11 protein-coding genes are annotated in these 16,378 nt (G+C 64.5%); 8 read left to right on the top strand and 3 right to left on the bottom strand.

Translation table 11 applies throughout. The annotated features are described in order from the left end of the window. Positions 1-39: 39 nt before the first annotated feature. Complete coding sequence (gene efp / locus IG168_RS16520; RefSeq protein ID WP_193165643.1) at positions 40-612, bottom strand: elongation factor P; 573 nt, start codon at positions 610-612, stop codon at positions 40-42. Between the two features lie 110 nt (positions 613-722). On the opposite strand from efp, the gene epmB reads away from it, so the two are divergent. From epmB to IG168_RS16490, 6 genes are all read left to right on the top strand, one after another. Then, a complete protein-coding gene (epmB, locus tag IG168_RS16515; RefSeq protein WP_193165642.1) occupies positions 723-1,760 on the top strand; it encodes an EF-P beta-lysylation protein EpmB in 1,038 nt (345 codons plus the stop codon). A gap of 157 nt (positions 1,761-1,917) precedes the next feature. Beyond that, entirely contained in the window at positions 1,918-3,636 is a 1,719-nt protein-coding gene (locus IG168_RS16510) for a hypothetical protein (protein WP_193165641.1), read from the top strand. Positions 3,637-3,769: 133 nt separating this feature from the next. Then, positions 3,770-5,857, top strand: a complete 2,088-nt coding sequence (locus IG168_RS16505; RefSeq protein WP_193165639.1) for a GGDEF/EAL domain-containing response regulator — start codon at positions 3,770-3,772, stop codon at positions 5,855-5,857. A 250-nt stretch (positions 5,858-6,107) separates the two neighbouring features. Next, a complete protein-coding gene (locus tag IG168_RS16500) occupies positions 6,108-8,081 on the top strand; it encodes a M1 family metallopeptidase (RefSeq protein ID WP_193165637.1) in 1,974 nt (657 codons plus the stop codon). A 163-nt stretch (positions 8,082-8,244) separates the two neighbouring features. Further along, a complete protein-coding gene (locus IG168_RS16495; RefSeq protein ID WP_193165634.1) occupies positions 8,245-9,300 on the top strand; it encodes an efflux RND transporter periplasmic adaptor subunit in 1,056 nt (351 codons plus the stop codon). Further along, positions 9,297-12,410 (top strand): efflux RND transporter permease subunit, encoded by a 3,114-nt coding sequence (locus IG168_RS16490; RefSeq protein ID WP_193165632.1) that lies wholly within the window; start codon positions 9,297-9,299, stop codon positions 12,408-12,410. Before IG168_RS16495 ends, IG168_RS16490 begins: the two co-directional genes overlap by 4 nt. A 13-nt stretch (positions 12,411-12,423) precedes the next feature. Here IG168_RS16490 and IG168_RS16485 read toward each other — a convergent pair whose 3' ends face one another. Further along, complete coding sequence (locus IG168_RS16485) at positions 12,424-13,737, bottom strand: erythromycin esterase family protein (RefSeq protein ID WP_193165630.1); 1,314 nt, start codon at positions 13,735-13,737, stop codon at positions 12,424-12,426. A 117-nt stretch (positions 13,738-13,854) separates the two neighbouring features. Here IG168_RS16485 and IG168_RS20860 point away from each other — a divergent pair, with 117 nt between their 5' ends. Next, positions 13,855-13,977 (top strand): hypothetical protein, encoded by a 123-nt coding sequence (locus IG168_RS20860; RefSeq protein WP_264300124.1) that lies wholly within the window; start codon positions 13,855-13,857, stop codon positions 13,975-13,977. 73 nt (positions 13,978-14,050) lie between these two features. Here the strand turns inward: IG168_RS20860 and serB are convergent, their stop codons facing one another. Next, on the bottom strand, positions 14,051-15,202 hold the full coding sequence (gene serB, locus IG168_RS16480) for a phosphoserine phosphatase SerB (RefSeq protein ID WP_226877068.1): 1,152 nt from the start codon (positions 15,200-15,202) through the stop codon (positions 14,051-14,053). An 83-nt stretch (positions 15,203-15,285) separates the two neighbouring features. Here serB and IG168_RS16475 point away from each other — a divergent pair, with 83 nt between their 5' ends. Then, the gene (locus IG168_RS16475; RefSeq protein ID WP_226877067.1) at positions 15,286-16,377 is read left to right on the top strand and encodes a hypothetical protein; all 1,092 of its coding nucleotides are present in this window, start codon (positions 15,286-15,288) and stop codon (positions 16,375-16,377) included. The last annotated feature ends 1 nt before the right edge of the window (position 16,378 follow it).

The following is a 16,378-nucleotide window of genomic DNA, read 5'->3' as shown; positions in this document are numbered from 1 at the left end:
GGCCCGCTTCTAGCTTCTAAAAAACGAAGGTTGGCGCGATCAGTCTTCCTTTGCGCGTCCCAGGTATTCGCCAGTGCGGGTATCGACCTTGATTGTCTCGCCGATCTCCAGGAACAGCGGCACCTTGACCACGGCACCGGTGACCAGGGTGGCCGGCTTGGTACCGCCCTGGGCGGTGTCGCCGCGCAGGCCCGGATCGGTATCGGTGATTTCCAGAATCACGTGGTTGGGCGGGGTTACCGCCAGCGGTGCGCCGTTGTACAGGGTCACCACGCACACGTCCTGTTCCTTCAGCCACTTGGCCGCGTCGCCGACAGCATCGGCGCTGGCCTGGTGCTGCTCGAAGGTCTCCGGCTCCATAAAGTGGAAGAACTCGCCGTCGTTGTAGAGATATTCCATCTCGCGGTCCATGACGTCGGCCGACTCCAGGCTCTCGCCGGAGCGGAAGGTGCGCTCCCAGACGCGGCCGGTTTTCAGGTTGCGCAGCTTGACGCGGTTAAACGCCTGGCCTTTGCCGGGTTTGACGAACTCATTTTCCACAATGGAGCAGGGGTCGCCGTCCAGCATTACCTTGAGACCGCCCTTGAATTCGTTCGTGGAGTAACTAGCCATGGAATCCTCTGATAGACAAACTGGCGCAGCCCGATATTCTGCCGCGCCCCTTTCAATTTTTACGTAACTGCTTAAAATTTGCGCGCCCAGCGCACATCGAATAGCCGCCTATGATACAGCACGCCCCAGCCCCCAGTGAAATCGTCGCTCGAGAAACCGGCCCCGGCGCCGAAATACGCCGCTGGCAGGACGAGATGAACGACCTGGTGACCGACCCCCGCGAACTGTTCGAGCTTCTCGGTCTGGACGAGGCCCAGTTGCCGCAGGCCTTCACTGCCAGCGGCGAGTTCGCCCTGCGGGTGCCGCGGTCCTTCCTGCAGCGCATGCGCCGCGGTGATCCGCGCGACCCGCTGCTGCTGCAGGTCCTGCCCGGCGCGCCGGAGCTGGCATCGCAGCCCGGCTTCAGCGCGGATCCCCTCGAGGAGCGCGCAGCCAATCCGGTGCCCGGTGTCGTGCACAAATACCGCGGGCGCCTGCTGCTGATCGCGGCCGGCCAGTGCGCGGTCAACTGTCGCTACTGTTTCCGCCGCGCCTTTCCCTATGGCGACAACCACCTGAGCCGCGCCCAGTGGCAGGCGGCGCTGGATTATATCCGGGCGCGCAGTGAGCTGCGGGAGGTGATCCTCAGCGGCGGTGATCCGCTGGTGCTCGGGGATCGCCAGCTGCGCTGGCTGGCGGCAGGTCTGGCGGATATTCCGCACATCGACAAGCTGCGCGTACACAGCCGCCTGCCGATTGTCGCGCCCAGCCGCATTACCGATGACATGATCGACTGGTTCAGCGGATCGCGCCTGAAGCCGGTACTGGTGCTGCACTGCAACCACGCCAACGAGATCGACGACGACGTGCGTGCGGCACTGGCAAAATTGCGCAGTGCCGGCGTCACCCTGCTCAACCAGGCGGTGTTGTTGAAGGGCGTCAACGACCGTGCCGACGTGCTCGAAGCACTCAGCGAATCGCTGTTTGCGGCCGGCGTGCTGCCGTACTACCTGCACCAGCTGGATCGCGTGCAGGGCGCGGCGCATTTCGAAGTCAGCGACGCGAACGCACTGGCGCTGGTGGAAAAACTGCGCCTGCGGCTCCCCGGCTACCTGGTGCCCAAACTGGTGCGCGAGATCCCGGGCGAAGGATCAAAGTCACCGTTGTGAGGGGGGTTGGTTGTCATCATCGGGCAAAGTCGCCAAATTAGTGCTGATGTTCAAATGGGCATAGATCACAATTTTGTCGTCAAAATCAACCTGTACGGCTTGTTCGGCTGAAAACAGCTTACATATACTGCTGTGAAGTTACAGGACGTGAATCGCCATGCAGGAAGCTGTCACAGAAGCAGCCCAGACCGGGGCCGCCGCCTCAAAAAATCTTATCGCCACGCTCGAACTGCCGGCACTGGCCGTGCGGGAGCTCAGCTGTGGCTGCGCCAGCGAACGCCAGTTGTACCGATGGCTGGCCCATTACGATTTACAACCCTATCACCCGTCCGACCAGCAGCGCCTCGCCGGCCTGCTGCTGACACTGATCGATGAGGTAGCCCAGTGGCAGGCACCGGCGGAACGCCGCCTGCCGATGCTCGAGTTGCTGCGCGAATACACCCTGGCCTGCGTCGACGCAATGGCGATACAGCGCGGTGTGTTGGCCCGTGCCCAGACCCCGGAGCTGCGCGAGGCTGTGCTGTTGGCATCGCGCATGCTGCGGCAACTGGGCGCCGCCTACGCGAGTATCGCCGCACAGCTCGCCGGTGATGGCGGTGTCGCCCTGCTGGTGCGCGGTCGCCGCGCCTGCAGCCTGCATCGGGCGGTGGACAGCCAGCGTCGCCAGGTACGCATTGCCGCGCTTTTCGGTCTCGCCACTCCCAAGCATTGCTGGCGCGATATGCAGGTGCTGCTGCGCCTGGCGCAACTGCACCGCGTGGACGGCAAACGGGTGGCCGACTCCCTGCATCCGCGCGGGCGCGACTCCGCCGCACGCGCCTACCTACAGGCCGCGCTTTTCGCCAGTGCCAACCCGGTGCAGCTCAACGGCGAGGAACAGGAAAGACTCTGGGACCTCACCCACGACTGGGCGCGGGCGGCGAAAATCACCGGCAATTACACCGAGATGCGCGACGGCCTGCTCGCCTGCCTGAATCTCGACCAGCCGCCGGTGCCGGCCAATCGCCTCGGTAGCTGCAAAGTGGATCTGCGCCATTTCAGTGGCTCCCGCGGCTGGAAAGTCGACCTGACGGGGGTGCTGGCACTGCTCGACAAGCAGTTGCAGAAATACGCCGACCCGCTGTTCGAACGGGCCAGCAAGGGTTGGGCAGCCCACAGCGGCCGCACCGAGCGGCGCACGCCGCTGCAGCAGCACTGCGAGATTGCCATCGGTATCGGCGCCATCAGTTTTCATCTCGGCGGCAGTGGCGGACCGGCGTTGCCCGATGGGTTTTTCCCGCGGGGCGAAGCGGACCGCGCCCACCTGTGCCTCGACGTGGATTCGGTGGACTATGCCTCCGGCAAGACCATGAATGAGTACGATGTGTCGCTGCCCAGTGCGCCCAGCCTGCGCCGTGACGCCCGTGGCCGTGCCAGCAGTAGTGAACGCGGCGCCGAGCAGCGCTACCGGCCGGAACAGGCCAACGTGCTCAACAGCAGTGCCCATGGCCTCGGGCTGAGCCTGCCCCAGGCGGTCGGCGACAAGCTGCGCGTCGGTGAGCTGGTCGGTATCCGTCTGCAGGAGCAGTGGCAGGTGGCAGTGATCCGCTGGCAGTTCACAATGCCGGATCACAGTCGCGCCGGAATCGAGATCTTCGCCGCCGAGGCACTGCCGGTGAAGGTGCAGCGACATACGACGGCCGGCCATCTGTCGGCGCCGATTGCCGCGCTGTTGCTGAAGGCCGCGCAGGAGGAGACGCCGTCGCTGATCCTGCCGGTACCGCTGTTCAAGGTCTACGACACTGTGGAGTTGCTATCGGAGTCTCAGTCCTACCCGGTAACACTTCAAACGCAGCTAATGGGGACCGGAACCTTCGCCCGCTTTGAATATGTGTGATGCCGGTCGCCCGACTGGCCCACCTGCGCTCTTGTAAGTAACCGCTGCGGCAACCTAAACTTATGACCCTTCGCGCTACCGGGATTTTCCGGGGCGGAGCGGTCCCGCCGCAGTAGGTACCACGAGCAGAATAATGAGCAGCAACGACACAATCCGACTACTTCTGATACACGATACCCCTTCTGAAGCACAGCGCCTGGTCAGTATGCTGCACAATGCCGGGCGCTCGAACCGCGCCCAGCATGTGGCCAGCGAAGCCGCACTGACCAAGCTTCTGCAGGACAAGAGCTGGGACCTGCTGATCGCCGCCGAGAGCAGCAAGCAGGTTCCCCCCGCCGTGGCGCTGCGCACCATCAGCAAGATGCAGAAAGACATCCCGACAGTGCTCCTCAGTGAGCGCGCGGGCGCTCAACCGGTGGTTGAGGGCCTCAAGCTGGGTGCCCGCGATGTGGTCACCGTGGACGAAGACCAGCATCTGCTGCTGGTCATCCAGCGGGAAATGGTCGCCCTGGAAAACCGCCGCCGGGCGCGGCTGCACGACCGCCGTTACCACGCGACGCTACAGCGCGCCAAGGAGCTGCTGGACAGCTCCAAGGACGGCATTGCCTACGTCTCCGACGGCCTGATCGTCTATGCCAATGAGTCCTTCGCCGAGCGTTTTGGCTACCAGAGCAACGACGACATCGAATACCAGCCGCTGATCGACATGCTTACCGAGGGCGAGCAGGAAGATGCGCGGGACTTCCTCAAACAGTGTGCCATCGACAACAACGAGGTCGAGGCAAAGGAATGGAAGTTCACTGCCAAGACCGCCAGCGGCAGTCCGCTGCCGACCCGCGCGGAAGTGCTCTCCACGGTCTACGACGAGGAGCGCTGCCTGCAGGTGCGCATCGGCGCGCGCGGTGGCGATACCGAACAGCTGGAAGCCCAGCTCAGCGACATCAAGAGCCGCGATCCACTCACCGGGCTGTACAACCGCCAGCACTTCCTGCCGCTGCTCGACAAGGCGATCCAGTCCACCGCCGGATCCCAGCGCACGGGTGGCCTGATGTACATCGAGGTCGACCGCTTCGAGGAAACGGTGCAGAAAGTGGTGGGCGTCGCGGGTGCTGACGCGCTGCAAAAGAAGATGGCCCAACTGCTGCAGTCCAGTCTGCGCCGCGGCGATGTGCTGGCGCGCTACGGCGATGACAGCTTCTGCCTGCTGATGCCGGAGACGACACCGGACAGTGCCGAGCACCGGACCAAAACGCTGCTGAAAAGCATTGCCGATACCATCTTCGACGCCGCCGGCAAAACCCTGCATGTCACCGCTTCCGTGGGGATCTCGCTGCTTAGTGAGGCCTCCGGCGGCGCGCAGAAAGTACTCGACCAGGCGCTGCAGGCCCACGATCAGGCTCTGCAGAAAAGCGAAAACGGTAATGCTTTCGCGCTCTTTGAACCCGATACCGACCAGCAGGGCGATGCCGACACCTACCTGCGCGCGCGGGTGGTGCAGGCCCTGGAAGCCGGCAACATGAAGCTGCTATACCAGCCGATCCTCAGCCTGCAGGGCAGTGGCGAACAGCTCTACGAAGTGCTGGTGCGGCTGGTCGACGGCAAGGAGCAACTGGCGCCGGTGGCCTTCCTCGAGGCGCTCGGCGACGCGACACTGGCCACCAAAATGGATCGCTGGATCATCCTCAACGCGATCAAGGCCGCCGCTGCCGAACGTGCGGCCAACAAGAATGTGTCGCTGCTGCTACACATTACCGCCGGATCGCTGCTGGACAGCGGGCTGCCGGCCTGGCTGGGCGTTGCGTTCAAGGCCGCCAAGGTGCCGCCCAAGATGGTCACTTTCCAGATGCGCCAGGAAGATATCAACAGCAACCTGCACGCGGCGCGGGATTTCACCAAACAGGTGCAGGATCTCGGCTGCCGCGTTGCCGTGTGCCATTTCGGCACCGGCCTGAACCCGTTCAAGGCCCTGGAGCACGTCAAGGTGGATATCGCCAAGGTAGACCCGTCCTTCGTGCACGAAGTGCAGGACGAGGGCGAGAGTAGCGAGACCCTCGCCAACCTGGTCAAGCAGCTGGGCGAGGCCAATACCAAGGTCATCGTGCCGCATATCGAGCAGGCCAGCATGCTACCGACCCTCTGGCAGACCGGCACCGACTACATCCAGGGCTATTATGTCCAGGCCCCGGCCGAAGACATGAATTTTGATTTCAGCCTCGACTGAGATCGCCCCGCACCGGACAGGGAAGTCCGGTTCCATTCTCGCTCTGCCATCTCTCCGCCCGCCCGACATCGCGATCAATCTGCACTTATCCACAGGCCACCAGGTCCACGGCCCAGCGCCGCGCGGCTGATTTGTCCTCTGCGCTGCTGTATCCTGTGCCGCGTTGAGCAATCCCCGAAATCCTGCTTTAGCCCCGTCCGGGCCCGCAGTGATTCACTGATAAAAACAGAATATTTACTGGAGCCATCCCATGTTGCCCCGCTTACTCTGTACCAGCCTGATTGTCGGTGCGCTCGCACTGGCGGGCGGCTGTTCAAAATCCGAAGCGCCGTCGTCGGCACAAGGCACCGCGGCAAAAACTGCCAGTGCCACCGCAGACAAGTCCGGCGCCGACAAGAAGTCCGCCAAGGCAAAAACTGACAAGGGCGTTAAGCCCGGCAAGGACTACAACTCTTTCGCCAATACGGAAGATTACCGGGTCAAGCACCTGGACCTGGATCTGAACGTCGACTTTTCACGCAAAGTGCTCAGTGGCGAGGCGAAACTCCAGTTTAAACGCCTGAACGACAAGAACCGCCCGCTGGTGCTCGACACCCGCGGCCTGAAAATCGAGTCGGTGCAAGCCGGTCACGGCGAGACGATGGAGCCGGTCAAGTTCTCCATGGGCGAGACCGACCATGACATGGGCACGCCGCTGAAGATCAAGCTGCCGAAAAATGCCACCCAGGTGGCGATCCGCTACGAGACCTCGCCGGACGCTTCCGGTGTGCAGTGGCTGGAGCCGCAGCAGACCGCTGGCAAGAAGCACCCGTTCCTGTTCACCCAGGCGCAGGCGATCCACGCGCGCAGTTTTGTACCGCTGCAGGACACTCCGTCCGTACGCATCACCTATAACGCGACCATCCGCACGCCGAAAGAGCTGCGTGCGGTCATGAGTGCAAACAACGATCCGGACGCACCGAAGAACGGCGTCTACAAGTTCGAGATGCCGCAGCCGATCCCGTCTTACCTGCTGGCGCTGGCCGTTGGCGACCTGGACTTCAAGGCCATGGGCGAACGCACCGGTGTCTACGCCGAACCGTCCCTGCTGGACGCGGCCGCCAAGGAATTCGCGGACACCGAGTCCATGCTCGAGGTCAACGAGAAGGTGTACGGCCCTTACCGCTGGGACCGCTACGACTTGCTGATCCTGCCGCCCAGCTTCCCGTTCGGCGGTATGGAGAACCCGCGCCTGAGCTTCATCACCCCGACTGTCATCGCCGGTGACAAGAGCCTGGTCTCCCTGATCGCCCACGAACTGGCCCACTCCTGGTCCGGCAACCTGGTCACCAATGCCACCTGGCGTGACCTGTGGCTGAACGAGGGTTTCACCACTTACCTGACCAACCGCATCATGCAGAACGTCTACGGTGACGAGCGCTACAAGATGGAAATGGCGCTGGGCTACGCGGATCTGGAGGCGGACCTGGCAGATCGCCCGGATAAAGACGAGATCCTTGCAGTCGACATGCGCGGTCGCGACCCGGACGAAGTGTTTTCCAACATCCCCTATGAAAAGGGTTCCCTGTTCCTGTACGAGCTGGAGCAGAAAGTCGGCCGCGAGGCGTTCGACCAGTTCCTGCTGGATTACTTCAACCACTTCGCGTTCCAGAGCATCACCACGGAAGATTTCGTCAACTACCTGAACGAGACCCTGGTGAAGCAGTATCCGGACAAGCTGGATCCCAAACGTATCCACCAGTGGATCTACGAGCCGGGCCTGCCGGAGGGCGCGCCGCACCCGACTTCCGATGCCTTTACCAAGATCGACCCGATTCGCCAGCAGTGGCTCGACGGCAAGATTGCGGCCAAGGATATCGACACCAGCAAGTGGACCTTCCACGAGTGGAAGTACTTCCTCGACGGCATGCCGGAGAAACTGAGCGAAAAACAGCTGAAAGAGCTGGACGACACCTTCGGTCTGACCAAGTCGAAGAACAATGAAATCGCCTTCAGCTGGCTGATGATCGCCGTGCGCAATGACTACCAGCCGGCCTTCCCGCGCCTGGAAGAGTTCATGGTAAGCATCGGCCGCAACAAGTTCGTGCGCCCGCTGTACCGCGCTTTGGTTGAAAACGGCAAGCGCGATATGGCCGTGCGGATTTTCGAGAAAGCCAAGCCCGGCTACCACCCGCTGACCGTCAAGGTGAACAGCCAGATCGTCTACGGCGACGACGGCGAATAATCCTCCCTCTTGCATACCGGGCCCGTCGCCAGACGGGCCCGAATCCTGCATTCTTTCCTGAACTGTAAGCGTCCGGACTGCGTATACTCTGTCGCAGCCCGCGCGCGCTTTTGTGCCAGCCACTGCGCGGCAACTTCCCGATCAGCGAAAGACAATAAACACAATGAAGAAAAAAATTGGCCTGATGTGCCTGCTGCTTTTGTTGGGTGCCCGCGGCGTATGGGCGCAGGGTGGGGACAACCCCGTGGTAGTGCGCACCGCACTGGTGCAGGAAGAGGTCATCGCCGATCCGGTCGAGGCGCTGGGCACCGCGCGGGCGTGGGAATATGTCTCGGTGCGCGCCACTGAAACCGAGCGTATCGCGCGCATCGCCTTCGCCAGCGGCCAGTGGGTGAAAGCCGGTGATGTTCTGGTGGAGCTGGATCACGCAGAAGAGAGCGCCGAACTGGACGGCGCGCGCGCGAGCCTCGCCCGCTACCGACGCGACGCCGAGCGCCTGCGCGGGCTGGTCAGTAAAAAGCTCGCCACGGCGGAACAGCTGGACGCCGCCGAGACCCTGGTGGCGGAAACCCGCGCGCGCGCGGCGATGCTCGAGGCGCGTATCAACGATCGCATTATCCGCGCGCCCTTCGCCGGCCAGCTGGGGCTGCGCAATGTCAGTGTCGGCGGCTTGGTGTCCCCCAGCGAGGAAATCACCACCCTGCAGGATGTGTCGCGGCTGAAAGTGGATTTCACCGTGCCCGAGCGCCGACTGCCGCAACTGGCGCCGGGAATGGAAGTGCGCGCACACAGTCGCGCGCATCCCGGGCGGGATTTCCGCGGCGAGGTACTGCTGGTGGATCCGCGGGTGGATGCGCAGACACGCGCAGCCACCGTGCGCGCGCGCTTCGACAACCCCGAGGGCCTGCTGCGGCCGGGCATGCTGCTGGCGGTGGAAGTCGTCAGCAATCCACGCAGTGCGCTGACGATTCCCGAATCCGCCTTGCTGCCGGTGGCGGACCAGCAGTGGGTCTTCGTGCTGGAGTCCAGCGGCGATGGCTATGTAGCCCAGCGCCGCGCGGTACAGCTCGGGCGCCGCTATACGGGCAAGGTTGAAGTGCTGTCGGGTCTCAGTGCCGGGCAGCAGGTGGTGACCCGCGGCGGTCTCAAGATCCGCGACGGCCAGCCGGTGACGCCAGAAGTGGCCGAAGACGCGGCAGCGGCAGTGGGGCAGTCATGATCCTCAGCGATACCGCAGTCAGGCGACCGGTCCTCGCCCTGGTGATGTCCCTGCTGCTGGTGGTGTTCGGCCTGATCAGTTTCGAGCGCCTGCCGCTGCGGGAATACCCGGATATCGATCCGCCGATTGTGTCGGTGCGGACGGACTACCCCGGGGCCTCGGCGGACATCGTCGAAGCCCGTATCACCCGCCCGATCGAGGACCGCATCGCCGGGGTCGAGGGTATCAAGACGATTTCGTCCTCGAGCCAGGACGGGCGCTCCAACATCACCATCGAGTTCAAAATCAACCGGGATGTCGATGCCGCCGCCAACGATATCCGCGACCGCGTTTCCGGCGTGCTGGACAATCTGCCGGTGGAGGCGGATCCCCCGGAAATCGAAAAGGTCGACAGCAACGACGACGTGGTGCTGTGGCTGAACCTGACGTCGGAAAACATGACCGTCCCCGAACTGACGGACTACGCCAGGCGTTACTTGGTCGACCGTTTTTCCGTGCTCGACGGCGTCGCCCGCGTGCGGGTCGGCGGCAGCAAGGAATACGCGATGCGGATCTGGCTTGACCGCACCGCGATGGCTGCACACGGTGTGACCAGTGGCGATATCGAGCGCGCGCTGCGCGCCGAAAACCGCGAACTGCCGGCGGGCTACCTGGAATCCGGCGATCGCCAGTTCACGCTGCGCCTGCAGCGACAGTTTCGCAGTGCCGACGATTTCGCCCGGCTCGCCATTGCCACCGGTGCCAACGGCCACGTGGTGCGACTCGCCGATGTGGCGCGGGTCGAGCTGGGCTCGGTAGAGGAGCGCTCCACCTTCCGCGGCAACGGCGAATCGATGGTGGGGATCGGCATTACCCGCCAGTCCACCGGCAACATCATCGCCGTGGCGGATGCGGCCAAGACGGAGATGGTGAAGGTCAACGCGACACTGCCGCCGGGCATGACCCTGGCACAGAGTTACGATTCCTCGGTGTTCGTCAGCGAGGCCATTTCCGAGGTGTACAGCACGCTGATCATTGCCGTGATCCTGGTGGTGCTGGTGATCTACCTGTTCCTCGGCAACTGGCGCGCGACGCTGGTGCCGGCGATCACGGTGCCGGTCTCCCTCGTCGCCACGTCCATCCTGCTCTACGCCTTCGGATTCAGTATCAACCTGCTCACGCTGCTGGCGCTGGTGCTGGCGATCGGGCTGGTGGTGGACGATGCCATCGTGGTGCTGGAAAACATCTTCCGGCGCATGGACGAGTACGGCGAGCCGCCGCTGCTGGCCGCTTACCGCGGCGCCCGCGAGGTGGGTTTCGCCGTGGTCGCCACCACACTGGTGCTGGTGGCGGTATTCGTGCCGATCACGTTTCTCGAGGGGGATATCGGCCGGCTGTTCTCGGAATTTGCACTGACCATGTCGGCGGCGGTGATCTTTTCCTCGTTCACTGCGCTGACCCTGTCGCCGATGCTGGCGGCCCGGCTGATACGCCCGAATGACCAGGGCAATCGCCTGACGCGTCTGATGGACGCGCAGTTGGCGCGCCTGCAGCGGGGTTACCGCAGCGCGCTGGAGAGCCTGTTGCGCCGGCGCTGGCTCGCCGGGTTCGGTTTCGCCGCGGTGCTCGCGTTTGCGCTGCTGGCAGTGAAACTGATCCCCGGTGAGTATGCGCCGCGGGAGGATCGCGGGGCCTTCTTCCTGCTGGTGAACGGCCCGGAGGGCGCCAGCTACCAGTACATGCAGGAGTATATGGACGAGATCGAAAAGCGCCTGATGCCGCTGGTCGAGGCGGGCTATGTGCGCCGGCTGCTGGTGCGCTCGCCGCGTTCCTTTGGCAATTCCGCCACCTTCAATACCGGTATGGTGATCTTTACCCTAGCGCCCTTTGGCGAGCGGCCGTCGGGTTTTGAACTGATGAACACAGTGCGCGAGAAAGTCAGCGACCTCAGCGGTGTGCGGGCCTTTCCGGTGATGCGCCAGGGATTCGGCGGTGGCCTCGGCAAGCCGGTGCAGTTCGTGCTCGGCGGTGCCAGTTACGAGCAGCTGACCGCGTGGCGCGACAAGCTCAATGCGGCCATCGCCAGATCCAATCCGGGCCTGCTGGGGGTGGACTGGGACTACAAGGAGACCCAGCCGCAGATGCGCATCGATGTGGACTACGAGCGCGCCGCCGACCTGGGGGTGCAGGTCAGCGATGTCGGCTCCAGCCTGCAGACGATGTTCGGTTCACTGCGCGCCACCACCTTCATCAACGACGGCGAGGAGTACGATGTGATCCTCGAGGGTGAGCGCGCGCTACAGCGCACCCCGGCCAGCCTCGACAATATCTACGCGCGCTCCACCACCACCGGCAAGCTGATTCCGCTGCAGAGCCTGGTCAATGTGCGCGACTACGCCGACTCGCCCAACCTGCAGCGCTACAACCGCATCCGCTCGATCACGCTGGAGGCCAACCTGGCCGACGGCCTGGTGCTCGGCGATGCGATCGACTACCTGAATGGCCTCGCCGCCGCGGAGCTGGATGGCACCCCGGTGATCGACTACAAGGGGCAGTCGAAGAACTTCCAGGATTCCGGCAACACCATCCTGTTCGCGATCCTGCTCGGGGCGCTGGTGGTGTTCCTGGTGCTGGCGGCGCAGTTCGAGAGTTTCATTCACCCGCTGGTGATCATGGTCACGGTGCCGCTGGCGATGGCCGGTGCGCTGGCCGGCCTGCTGTTCAGCGGCCAGTCGCTGAACATCTACAGCCAGGTGGGGCTGATCATGCTGGTGGGGCTGGCGGCCAAGAACGGCATCCTGATCGTCGAGTTCGCCAACCAACTGCGCGACCGCGGCCTGGGCTTTGCCGAGGCCCTACGCCAGGCATCGGTCACCCGCCTGCGGCCGATTCTGATGACCGGCGTGACCACCGCCGCTGGATCCGTGCCGCTGCTGCTGTCGTCCGGGGCCGGTTCCGAGACGCGGGCGGTGATCGGCGTGGTGGTGTTGTACGGGGTGCTGGCGGCGACGGTGTTTACCGTGTCCATCGTGCCGGTGGCCTACGACCTGTTCGCGCGCCGCACCGGCTCGCCCGGCGACGTGGCGCGCGCCGTGGCCGAACTGGAAACACAGCACGCGGGCAAGGGCTAGCGGCGGGCCGCAGCTAGAAGCCCCAGGGATAGGTATCCGGCGGTGATACATCGCCGGCGGCCTCCACATGCAGCGGGTGCAGGGCGCGGGTTTCCTCGAGGTGCATGAAGGCGTTGTAGCGCTGTGCCAGTTCCGTGGGCACGTAATTGCCCTGTTCCCGCTCCGGGTTGTAGACCACGCCGATCGCGCGGTGGCCGCGCGGCTGGTGAAAGGTCGGGTAGGCCGCGCCGTCGTCGAGCAGTAGCAGGCTGTCGCCGCCCAGTGCGAGGTGCATCAGACCCTCCCAGCTGTGCGCCGGTGCTTCCGGCACCGCCATCTTCTGCCGCGCGCCGCCCCAGCTGCGGCCGGCAATGACGCTGCCGCGATGGCTGCCGAAACCTACCAGGCGGACCCGATCCGCGCCCCATTCCTCCCTGGCCAGCTGGCCGATATTGAACATACCCTGGTGGCGCATGTCGGTGGCGCGGGCGTCGCCGACATGGGTGTTGTGCGCCCAGACGATGCCGCGGCTGTCGGGGCCGTGGTACTGCATCAGGCGGTTGAGGGTTTCCATCATATGGGTGTCGCGCAGGTTCCAGGAGCCGGCGCCGGCGGTCATCATAGTGCGGTAATAGCGCTCCGCGTTGACCATCACGTGGGCATTCTGCTCGGCGTCGAATTCTCCCTCCGGATCCGAGTCGAAACGCGGGCGGCGGTGCACCAGCCGCAGCAGCAGTTCGATGACCTCGTCGGCACAATCCCGGTCCGTGCTCACCGCGTGGCGGGCGTACTGCTGTTCATCGCGACCGTAGGGCTGGAAGCAGTGAAAGACCCGTTCCGCCAGCGCCAGGGAGCGGGGATCGTCGCGCTGTACATGGCCGATAATGGCATCGAGGGATTCCCACAGGCTGTACATGTCCAGGCCGTAGAAGCCGGACTGGCGTGCCGGGCGCACATCGTTGTGCCGGCGCAGCCACTCGGCGAAGGCCACTGTCTCCCAGTTGGCCCACATCCACGTGGGCCAGCGGTCGAAGCCGTGCAGCACGCGCTCGGCGCGCTCGCCGGACTCGGGGTAGGCTTTTACGTAGCGGTTGATCCGGTAGCAGTCCGGCCAGTCCCCCTCCACCGCGACAAAATCGAAACCGTGCTCCTCGATCAGACGCCGGCTGATGGCAGCGCGCCAGATATAGAATTCAGAGGTGCCGTGAGAGGCCTCGCCGAGCATAACGAGGCGCGCGCCGGCGAGGCGCTCGAGCAGTGGATCCAGGTCGCCACCACTGCGCAGTGGTCGCCCGAGTGCGCGCAGGCTCTCGAGTAGCGGTGACTGTCCATCGCCGGATATCGCCATGTGTGCTCCCGGTTCGTCTCTTGGAATCAGGATAGTGTGAACAGGCCCTAGGCACTGGAATCGGCTTTGAGTAATCTTCGCCGACTGCAAAACAAAGGAACTGGCGGGGAAGAACTTATGTGGAAACGAACGGGATTGCTGTTGTTTGTGGCCGTGCTGGTCGCCAGCTGCAGTGGCGGGGTCTGTACAGAGCGCAACGGCAAGCCGCCGTCACTGCCGTTCGCCCACGCCAGAGCCTGATTTTTTCTGCCGCTGCCGCCCGGCCAAGGAAGGCCGGGCTGAAAAAACCAGGGAAGGGTTTTTCCGTAGACTATTAGAGCAGCGCGGCAATCTGACGGTCGTTCAGGCCAAACAGGTACAGGGCCGCATCCAGCCCGAAATGGGTGATCGCCTGGGGTGCTTCGAGGCGCACCTTGGGTTTGGGGTGAATCGCGATACCCAGCGCCCCCAGGTTCAGCATCGGGATATCGTTGGCGCCGTCGCCCACCGCGATGACCTGCTCCAGCCCCAGCGCCATTTCATCCGCCATCTCCTGCAGCAGCGCCTTCTTGCGCGCGCCGTCCACGATGGGTTCGATCACTTCGCCGGTCAGGGCGCCGCCGGCAAATTCCAGCTGGTTGGCGTGCACGAAATCCACCGGCAGGCGCTCCGCCTGCAGGTAGTTGGCAAAATAGGTGAAGCCACCGGAGAGAATGGCGGTCTTGCAACCGAGTGCGCGCAGCGCGCGCAGCAGCTCCGCGGCCCCTTCCTTGATCGGCAGCTGCGGTGCGATTTCCGCGAGTCGCGCCTCGGAGAAGCCTTTCAGCAGGGCCATGCGCTTCTTGAAGCTCTGGCGGAAATCGAGCTCACCGCGCATGGCCGCCGCAGTGATATCGGCCACCTGTTCGCCGATACCGGTAATTTTCGCCAGCTCATCGATCACTTCCGCCTCGATCAGGGTCGAGTCCATATCGAACCCGGCCAGCTTCGGCGGCCGCTGGGTGTCGCCGCGCTGCAGCACCAGATCCGCCCCCAGCTGTTCCGCCAGATGCAGGCAGGCGTGCCGCGCCGGGGTGAAGTCGAGGTCGCCGTCCAGCTGGAAGCGCAGCACGGTGCACTCGCGGCGGGAGGCCAGGGTGTCGACGGCGACGACCGTCCAGCCGTGCTCGGCAAAAAACGCCAGCAGCTGGCGCAACTGCCCCAGGCTCGCGTCCGGAGAGAGCAGGGTGGCGCACCAGGGGGCGGTAATCGCGGATGGGCTGTCGGCGGCCGCAAGCGTCGCGGCGGGCGCACCGATATGGCTCGGGGCGTCGCCACCGTGGTGTTCCAGGCCCAGTCGCGCGTCGCCGCCGCGGTATTCCAGCGAGCGCAGTGCGCAGTCGCTGCCGGTTTGCGGGATCTCCGCCAGAGGCAGGAGGTATTCGTGGTATTGCGGCGCTTCACCCATGGTGTTCTTCCCTGGTGGTGTCAGATTGCGGCCGCGCATTATATCCCCCGCGGCAATATTCGCTAAAATCCACCCCTTACGCCCCAGAACCAAAATCGATAACAACGATGCGCGGTCGCCCTATGTTCGCCGAACTGTTTTCCAAAACCCTGCCCGACCTGCTGGAACGGCTGACACAGCGCCAGCGCCAGCAGCTGCTGGCCGGTGGTATCTGGCTGGTGATCGCGGTGTTCTGCGCAAGCGCCCTGGGCCATTACTACGGCCAGCGCAAAGCCGCCGCGGTTGTCCGCGATCGCGCCGAGGCGCGCGCCGCGGCGACCTTCCTGGCCGCGCAGAGCCTGGAGCGGATCGTCGCCGGCGACCGCATCAGCCTGCAGCTGCTGACCCAGCAGGTGCTGGACCTGCCGGCAATCAGCGGGGTCACCGTGCAGGATGTGGAGTCCAATCCGCTGGCGCAGGTGGGCGATGCGGACCGGGGGGAGGCGGTTACGGCGCCGGTGGTGCTGCACGACAGCCTCGCCGGCAGCGTTACCATCAACCTGCTGCCGGGGCGCGATGTGCGCTATCCCTGGGGCAGCCTGCTGCTCAGTCTCGTATTTGCGCTGCCGTTCAGCGCCGCCGCGGCCCTGGCGTTCGGCAACCGCCGACCGGCGCGGCGCGCGATGCCGGTCATGCGCGCCCAGGCCGCTCCGCCCCAGCCGAAACCGGAGCCCGAGGTGCGGGTGGGGCTGTATGTCCGCCCGCTCAACTGGACACAGCTGGGCAACCAGCTCAGCCGCAGCGCGCTGGAAAACCTGCAGGCGGAACTGGAAGAGCGCCTGCAGCTGCTTCGCCGTATCTACGACGGGCAGCCGCTGAAACATGCCGGCCCGCAACAGGGGCTGGGGTTCTGCGGCGAGGACGCGGCCTTCCGCGCCGTCTGCTGCGGATTGCTGCTGCGCGAACTGCAGGCCGCCAGCCGCGCCACCGGCCTGCAGCTGGGGGTGGCCGTGGTGCCGGCACAGCCGCAGGCGTTCGACTTCAGCGGGGAGCAGCTGCTGGCACAGGCGCGTGGCCTGTCGCTCCACGGTGAGTTGCTGGATGATACTTCCCTGAACGGGCGCATCGAGAGTTACGGTGCGAGCTGGGGTGCCGAGGTGAGCGGCCTGACCCCGCCCTACCAGAAACTGCTCGACAACCAGCTGCGCCAGCTGCTGAACACTCAACCGGCGTAAG

Source organism: Microbulbifer hainanensis (assembly GCF_014904735.1).
Classification (GTDB): domain Bacteria; phylum Pseudomonadota; class Gammaproteobacteria; order Pseudomonadales; family Cellvibrionaceae; genus Microbulbifer; species Microbulbifer hainanensis.
Note: the sequence above shows the minus strand (reverse complement) of the source record. Positions and strands in the feature narration are given on the sequence as shown.

Excerpts from the sequence above, each read along its gene's own strand:
- efp (WP_193165643.1), bottom strand. The coding sequence starts at position 612 with ATGGCTAGTTACTCCACGAACGAATTCAAGGGCGGTCTCAAGGTAATG.
- epmB (WP_193165642.1), top strand. The coding sequence starts at position 723 with ATGATACAGCACGCCCCAGCCCCCAGTGAAATCGTCGCTCGAGAAACC.
- IG168_RS16510 (WP_193165641.1), top strand. The coding sequence starts at position 1,918 with ATGCAGGAAGCTGTCACAGAAGCAGCCCAGACCGGGGCCGCCGCCTCA.
- IG168_RS16505 (WP_193165639.1), top strand. The coding sequence starts at position 3,770 with ATGAGCAGCAACGACACAATCCGACTACTTCTGATACACGATACCCCT.
- IG168_RS16500 (WP_193165637.1), top strand. The coding sequence starts at position 6,108 with ATGTTGCCCCGCTTACTCTGTACCAGCCTGATTGTCGGTGCGCTCGCA.
- IG168_RS16495 (WP_193165634.1), top strand. The coding sequence starts at position 8,245 with ATGAAGAAAAAAATTGGCCTGATGTGCCTGCTGCTTTTGTTGGGTGCC.
- IG168_RS16490 (WP_193165632.1), top strand. The coding sequence starts at position 9,297 with ATGATCCTCAGCGATACCGCAGTCAGGCGACCGGTCCTCGCCCTGGTG.
- IG168_RS16485 (WP_193165630.1), bottom strand. The coding sequence starts at position 13,737 with ATGGCGATATCCGGCGATGGACAGTCACCGCTACTCGAGAGCCTGCGC.
- IG168_RS20860 (WP_264300124.1), top strand. The coding sequence starts at position 13,855 with ATGTGGAAACGAACGGGATTGCTGTTGTTTGTGGCCGTGCTGGTCGCC.
- serB (WP_226877068.1), bottom strand. The coding sequence starts at position 15,202 with ATGCGCGGCCGCAATCTGACACCACCAGGGAAGAACACCATGGGTGAA.
- IG168_RS16475 (WP_226877067.1), top strand. The coding sequence starts at position 15,286 with ATGTTCGCCGAACTGTTTTCCAAAACCCTGCCCGACCTGCTGGAACGG.